Origin of the sequence: Proteiniclasticum sediminis (assembly GCF_018128025.1) — a bacterium.
Lineage (GTDB): Bacteria > Bacillota > Clostridia > Clostridiales > Clostridiaceae > Proteiniclasticum > Proteiniclasticum sediminis.
Map to the genome: position 1 here is coordinate 1 of NZ_JAGSCS010000006.1, position 7,500 is coordinate 7,500.

Sequence of the window (7,500 nt, forward strand, 5' to 3'; positions counted from 1 at the left end):
CAATGTCCTTGCTATTTTACCGTTTACGGGAACAAGTCCATAGCCTTTTTGTGATTGAGTCGTTTGTGGGAATATGTCTGTGGAATTGAAATTTATCTCTCTAAATCAATATCTATTTTGTACTCGTCATCAATAAGTATATAATTAACTTCGTGTGCGATGGCGTGTTCCAAGACCTGCCTATTATCTTCTATCACTGACTCAAAAGTACAACAATCATCAAAACGACTTTCGATTATACTTGCATAGCTTTTTATATCTGCAAAATTATTTCTAATATAATCCTCACTCATTACAAGACAATAATATTTGATACTATCAAGATACTCTTTTTCAAAATCTTTCGCCCAATCAAATGGAATATAACAGCCTTCCACAATCAAATTCTGCTTATTTTCTATTGCTGTCTTAATCATTTCACGAACAATCGCCCACAAATATGCTGTTAAATCTGAATCATCACTTGTTGGGGTAAGTTCCGTGTTGCCACTTCTTATTAAACCCATCTTCAAATGGTCTATTGAAAAATATGGATATTTATATTTTTCAAGCAGCTTCTGTGACAATGCTGTTTTGCCTGTATGTGAAGCTCCTGCTATCAAAATAATCATAATCTAACCTCGCTGTAAAATTCAAATTTCCCGTTTACTCTTCTCTCACTTTCTCTTCCAACTCAAGTAAATATCTGTCATAGTCAGACATAAACAGCCTGTCCTGCCCATTTTCGGAACTGCACTGCACGTTCATTATTTACTTTGATATCAAATATACTTATCTCCAGTTGAATGCTTATTTTCGAATCAGGCTAACAACACATTCAACGTGACTTGACCAGTCAGGGTTGATATCAGATTGCTACGCCTCTCGTGAATATGTTCTCGAATACTAACGAAAGTCATTATTTCCCTTTAGCCATTCTAATGAACCTTTTTGCTCCGAAATACCCCATAATCAGGATGCTGATGAGAATGCCGGAGATACTATAAACCAGAGGCATGTGTGTAATCTCTGGGGTCAGGACTGTCCTCAAAGCTTCGTTGACGTATAGCAGGGGATTGATAAGAACCAACTTCTGGATGATTGGTGTCGCACTTAGTGCATTCCAGGAAAAGAATATTGCTCCTGTGAAAACCATGGGCATAAGGAAACCTGGAAACATCGCCGCAATCTGACTGGGTTTGATGATTGTTCCAACCAAAAGGCCAAGCGTTGCTGAACTGATTGCTGCAATAACCAGTATCGGGATAAGCATCAGCATGCTCTGAGGGGTGATTGTCAGGTCTAAGGAGCTTCCCATGAATAACAGGGAGACAGGCAGCACAATTAGCCCACCTATCCAGGATTCCAAAACCCCTACAAACATCTTCGCAAAAGCCACGACCCGGACATTAACCGGTGCCTGCAGCCGATCCTCTATTTCTCTGGACATATTGAAGTCCATCGTCAAAGGAACTGCTGTACCATGGATTCCTGTGACCAAGATACTCATCCCTACCATACCTGGGAACATCTGGTTAGGGAAGTCTGGTGAGACAATTCCTACCCTTGGCAGGATATAGCCATATAGAAGGATGAGGACGAAAGGCAGCATGGCTACACGGAAGACGAACTCCCACTTGTTCCTGACCTGGATGACCAAGTCTCTTTTGACCATCGTCTTGAAGGCTATCCAATTCGTATTCCTATTGGTCTCATTTGTTTTAATCATTTTTTACACTTCCTTTTCCAGTAAGATGTACGAAGACATCGTCTAGTGAACTGGCACTCAAGCTTATATTCTGCAAAGGGGAATCCAGTTTATTGACCCACTCCAGAATCCGATTGAAATCAGGCTTGTTCTCCTTCATATACAGAAGCAGGACATCATTCGTTATCGTGGCGTTCTTCACTTCAGGCAAAGCCTTGGCCTGGTCCACAAATTTTGGATCAAGTCTGGCGAGTTTAATTGAAATGATATTCTTGCTTGGAATCAGGGCTTTCAACTCATCTACCGTTCCTATCGCTTTTAGTTCACCCTGGTCAACGATGGCGATCCGGTCAGCGAGCTGCTCCGGCTCTTCCATATAGTGCGTCGTAAGGAATATCGTGGTTCCTGTTTTGTTCAGCGCCAGCATCTGTTCCCACAAGATGGCTCTGTAACTTGGGTCCAGGCCTGTCGTTGGCTCATCCAGGAACAGGATTTCAGGGTTATGCATGATTGCACGGGCTATCTTCAGACGTTGTGCCATGCCGCCTGAATAACTTTTCACATAATCATTCTGACGATCCGTGAGACCAAACTTCTCGAGATATTCATCTGCCCTTTTATTCGCCGTTTTATCGTCTATCCCAAAGTATTTGGCATGATAAATCAGATTTTCTCTTGCCGTCAGTCCCCTATCCAGATTATTATGCTGGGCGACCACGCCAATTTTCCGACGTGCCATGGCAGGGCTCTCCAGGATTGATTTTCCATCTATAAAAATATTTCCTGATGTAGGTTTCAACTGGGTTGTCACCATACTGATTGTAGTGCTTTTTCCCGCTCCGTTGGGTCCCAGGAATCCGAACACCTCTCCTCTTTTCACATCGAAGCTTATTCCTTTGACTGCTTCCACTTTCCTCGTCTTTGACATGACGAAGCTCTTTTTAAGATTTTCTGTACTTAAAATTATTTCTGTCATCATTTTCTCCTTTATCAGTCTTTCTTTACCCCTCCCCCATGGGGGTGGGGGTATACCGATACCTTACTTACTTAAGCTGGATTTGTCAACCCTTAATTCCATTGTTCTACAGAGATTATTCATTCCCATCAAAAGCTGATTTTGTATTATACTTTGTGAACCCTTAAAGCAAGCTGGATTTGCTTTAGACTTGAGAATTCTTCAACAATTTTATCTAACGCTTTCTCAATGTTCTGGACATGGATTTCTGAGATAGTTCCGTGATTATAAGCGATCAATCTTTCTGCCACGATGTTGTATGACCAGATTTCACTAAATCTACGATCCTTGTCCTCATTATGAATAGCAATACCGATCGGAAGCAGATTGTTTCGCATACCAATACCAACTGCATTAGGCGAAATCCGAAGGTAGTCACCTGCTATCTTCAATGTAATCTTTTTGCTGTTTCTAATATCATCATCAGTATACTTTCCCATAATATTAACTCCTCTCATAATAATTATTATTATCACTGACACTCTTAATATCACACTAAATCATAATATTCATTATCACAACTATTTTTCTAATATTTCCACAATTTAAATCATAAAAATACCCACAACTCTACCATTGAGTCATGGGCTATTTAAATTCATTATCATACTTCAATTTCTATACCGGATTTAAAGCTTATCACAAAATGCTCTTCATACACAGTGACGCTTTGGATGAGCTTCCTTACAAGCGTGTCGTCATACAGCAGGGTACGATATTTGTTCTTACGGATAATTTCAATCAGCTCATTAATCCACTCATTCTCACCACTTAAGGATGCATCTTCCACAAGAAGGCTCTGTCGCTCTTCACGGAGCTTATCAATCTCATTAGCTAGGAATTCGTAATCTTTTCCCTTGTTGGCAAGGCTGATTACTTCTTTCTGCTTTTCCTCTAGTAGTTTGTTAATTTCTGAAATCTTATATTCTGTGGTGTCACCAATTATCGCATGTATGTTTTCTTCTAGTGTTCTTATCATTTTATCTCCACCGGCAAGGAGTCTATTAATGGCAGTCATAACCGCATCATATAAATCTCCTTCTTTTACCGTGCGGTTCTTACACGTTTCAGGACCTTGCTCGATTCTCGTAACGCATCGCCATACAAACTCTTTTCTACCGCGTATATTCCAATACACCCGTCTGTAAATGTCCCCGCAATCTCCGCAGAAGGTTATGGTGCTCAAAGCATATTTACTGCTATAAAGTCTTTTGTTTTTATCTGCTCCGGTGTAAATATTATTCCTGCGATGAAGTTCTTCCTGAGCCTGTAAAAATAGTTCCTTTGGTATGATTGCCTCATGGCTGTTTTCAACATAATACTGTGGGACATGGCCTTCATTCTTGACCCTCTTTTTTGTAAGGAAATCCACCGTAAAAGTCTTCTGTAGAAGGGCATCCCCGATATATTTTTCATTCATCAGAATCTTTTTTATAGTTTCTGGTCGCCACTTTGGTTTTCCTGCAGCTGTTAAAATACCGTCCTTCTCAAGACCCCGACCAATGCCAGCTAGGCTTTTCCCCTCAAAGTATTCTCTGTAAATGCGCTTAATAATGTCAGCTTCTTCTGGAACTATGATCAGGTTGCCTTCTTCATCTTTCGTGTACCCCATAAAGCGATTATGGTTGACCTGGACTTTCCCTTGCTGATATCGGTATTGAAGTCCAAGCTTCACGTTTTGGCTAAGCGATTGGCTTTCTTGCTGTGCGAGGGATGCCATTATGGTCAGAAGAACCTCCCCCTTGGTATCCATTGTATTGATGTTCTCTTTCTCGAAAAATACGGATATGTTCTTATCCTTGAGTTGCCTAATATATTTTAGGCAATCCAAAGTGTTACGGGCAAATCGACTGATGGACTTTGTAATAACTAGATCGATGTTCCCCTCCATGCACTCATCAATCATGCGGTTGAACTCTTCTCGTTTTTTCGTGTTCGTGCCTGAAATGCCGTCATCTGCAAATATGCCTGCAAACTCTCATTCAGTATTTTTCTTTATGAAATCTGTGTAATGAGCTACCTGTATCTCATAGCTGGAGTTCTGCTCTTCCGTTTCTGTAGAAACTCTGCAATAGCCAGCAACACGCAGTTTCTTTACTTTTTCATTTGCAGCTGTACTTCCCACCCTTTTTTCGAACTGGATAGATTTCAGTTATGCCTTTCTCATCTTATTACAATTTATTTCTCACATAAAAAACCGTGATTATCCTCCTGGCTTAGACCAGATCTCAAATCACGGCAAGTGCTTATTTACTAACGTTTCTACACTTTTACTTTTCTACTCTTGACATCAATACTACCGTCTCAACGTGGCCCGAGTCCAGGTTTATGATGTCAGTTGCCAATTCTCGTACCTTATGTTAGTGGGAACAGGTCGACGACCTTTTTTACGTTTTCGAGGTATGCGGGAACATATCAAAGGTTTTGTCTGTTCGTGAGAACATATCAAAGCATTACCTCCTGTTTGCTGACTTGCTTTTTCTTTCCATAATTCTTCGGGAAGTAGTCTTTCCCAAGCTGCCAAACATACTGGTCGATTTGCTTAAGTTTATGTTTTTCCAAGCCATAGAAGGCACGGAATTCAATCAGAATGTTTTTGAATTTTGCGTAGTCCTTCAAATCAACATCTTGAAAATCTGAAAAGCCATCACGCTTTCTAAAATAGCGAAGCACCTCATCCACGTAGCTATCATAAATTGGATAGTCGATCGGATTGTGATGGCTACAATATTTTGTGGCAAAGGAGTAAAAATTCTTCAATGTCTCACCGATTGTTACATACTGGATATCTCCAACCAGGGTAACATCACCGGCTTTTAGTCTCGCATCAATATCCAGAGCGCAGATATGCGTTGCTACTGGATAGATTGAAAAAATGTTTGTGCTATAAAAGTTGTTAAGTGTTGAAGCTTTCAAAAGAACATCAGTTATGTCTTTATTCTTCGGGCATAGCTCGAAGAACAGTTTATTAAGTGCATCCTCCTGAAGTCGGTAGTTCTCAAGGCCATCCCATTTTTTTAGATAAAGCTCAACCTGATCGCTTGATGGATCGGGGACGATAACGCTTACTTTCTTCTTGCGTATATGCGTAGGTCTTGCTGTCTTTTCCTGCTTAGGCGCAGTCAGATCTGCAGTTGCATCAGAAGCTAATAATAAACGGAATCTTCTCAGATGAGACAAATAACTACTCGCAAGCGATTTAACGTTTCCGGTCGAGTTCTCAGAAAAAGCCTTTGTTAGTTCACTCTTTGCCACATTTTCAAAATCAGTATTCGTCACTGTATTCCAGAAAAGTTCTTTGCTGCCTTTTCTCCAAAGGTAGAAGGTGTCACTATAAGCAGTATCGATTGTTAATTTTGAAATGTCTTGGCTATGTAGGAAGTTCCTATACAAAGCGCGCAGCTCATCATATGATAAAGCTTTTAATTTGTTTGTATCCAAATTTGAACCTCCTTCACGCAATCAATTTTACTCATCCTCGTCCTCCTCAGTTTCGTCAATGCCAAATAACATCTGGAACTTATTGAAGTTATACGGGTAGGAGTTGTCACCATCGATTCTTACCGGTTTATGTCCATTGCTATATTCAAATTCCAGCTCCCACTGTGTACCATCACACACCGTATATCCGAAGCGCTGAGTTGAATACCGTCTGCGCCATTCACCAATATGAAGATCCATAAGAGCAGCCATGAAAGTGTCTCTTGTGAAGGGTTCTTCTTTATCAACATCCATCAGAGCGAGTGGTTCTTCGTCTTCCCATAATTTTGTATAGGCCTTCAATCCATCTGATAGTTCTACAACATAACTACGGTAGCCGCCAAAGAAACCGCCAATGCTGAAAGTAATCTTTGAGATGGCATCTATATTTGCATCAAAGTCAGCAACTTTTTCTTCTAATTTAGATAAGGTATAAGTACCACCGGCTTCAGCATAAGCTTGCTTGGCTCGCTCCAAGTATTCACAATTCCAGTGGAGGCGCGTATCTTCGCTCGGATGCATAATAAGCGCTTTGCTATAGTCCGGGCTTTCCATCGTATTCTTAAGATGACCTATTTCTTGTTTAAGACCACGTATAACGGTCATAATCTGTTCTTTCGTTTTACCTTTAAGATGCTCTTCATAGTATACTTCCGGGCTACTCATCATATTGGGCCGCCTCCTTTACTCGCTTCCAGTCTTTATTTCCTTGCCATCAGATAGAATGAAAGACTGTTCAAACTTAACATCCATCACATCTGCTATGGCCTTAAGCTCTTCTAAGGTTATGGTTTCACGTTTCAGCTTCTTTCCAAAATTCTGTGGCGACTGACCTAAGCGTCTAGCCAATTCGGAGACACTGATATTCTTTTGTTCACATAGCTGTCGTATCATGTCCGAGGTTTTCATTATAGTACCTCCATGCCTCAATAGAAATATTGTAAACCATTTGGTTTCAAATAACAATTGAATGTTTACAAATTGAAAACCCGCAACTCAATAAAAAGAGCTGCGGGTAAAATTGTGTTAAGAATTACTATCCGATATTGTCCTTGAAATCAGGTCCAGATTAAAATGATGGAGTCCTGTTTTTTCTCGGAAATCCGTGGGTGTACGTATATCCTTGTACAGCACACCAGCCAGTGTTTTTTTGTTCCTGCTTCGTTTTATTTCGGGTCTAATCTCAAAAGCATTGCATTGATCGCAACAATAACGGTCGATAAGGACATGAGGACGGCGCCGAAGGCCGGACCCAAGGTAATGCCGATAGGAGCAAGGAGGCCAGCAGCAATTGGAATCGCGATAAAATTGTAGCCTG

General features: G+C 40.6%; 8 protein-coding genes and 1 pseudogene (1 of these 9 only partly in view). All 9 read right to left on the reverse strand.

What is annotated here, in order from left to right:
- Positions 1–92: 92 nt before the first annotated feature.
- Positions 93–611: a zeta toxin family protein gene (locus tag KCG48_RS05965; protein WP_211800554.1), complete on the reverse strand. Its 519-nt coding sequence runs from the start codon at positions 609–611 to the stop codon at positions 93–95.
- A 287-nt stretch (positions 612–898) separates the two neighbouring features.
- Complete coding sequence (locus KCG48_RS05970) at positions 899–1,708, reverse strand: ABC transporter permease (protein ID WP_211800555.1); 810 nt, start codon at positions 1,706–1,708, stop codon at positions 899–901.
- A complete protein-coding gene (locus KCG48_RS05975) occupies positions 1,701–2,663 on the reverse strand; it encodes an ABC transporter ATP-binding protein (protein ID WP_211800556.1) in 963 nt (320 codons plus the stop codon). The genes KCG48_RS05970 and KCG48_RS05975 overlap by 8 nt, the downstream gene beginning before the upstream one ends.
- Positions 2,664–2,809: 146 nt before the next feature.
- Entirely contained in the window at positions 2,810–3,142 is a 333-nt protein-coding gene (locus KCG48_RS05980; RefSeq protein WP_211800557.1) for a hypothetical protein, read from the reverse strand.
- A 164-nt stretch (positions 3,143–3,306) separates the two neighbouring features.
- Positions 3,307–4,854: pseudogene (locus KCG48_RS05985) on the reverse strand (recombinase family protein).
- 293 nt (positions 4,855–5,147) lie between these two features.
- On the reverse strand, positions 5,148–6,143 hold the full coding sequence (locus KCG48_RS05990; protein WP_211800558.1) for a hypothetical protein: 996 nt from the start codon (positions 6,141–6,143) through the stop codon (positions 5,148–5,150).
- Positions 6,144–6,170: 27 nt separating this feature from the next.
- Positions 6,171–6,851 (reverse strand): hypothetical protein, encoded by a 681-nt coding sequence (locus KCG48_RS05995; RefSeq protein ID WP_211800559.1) that lies wholly within the window; start codon positions 6,849–6,851, stop codon positions 6,171–6,173.
- Positions 6,852–6,866: 15 nt separating this feature from the next.
- On the reverse strand, positions 6,867–7,091 hold the full coding sequence (locus KCG48_RS06000; RefSeq protein WP_211800560.1) for a helix-turn-helix domain-containing protein: 225 nt from the start codon (positions 7,089–7,091) through the stop codon (positions 6,867–6,869).
- Between the two features lie 257 nt (positions 7,092–7,348).
- Positions 7,349–7,500 carry the end of a heavy metal translocating P-type ATPase gene (locus KCG48_RS06005; RefSeq protein WP_211800561.1) on the reverse strand. The gene runs 1,972 nt beyond the window's last position, so only the last 152 of its 2,124 coding nucleotides appear in the window; the start codon falls outside the window, past its right edge; the stop codon is at positions 7,349–7,351.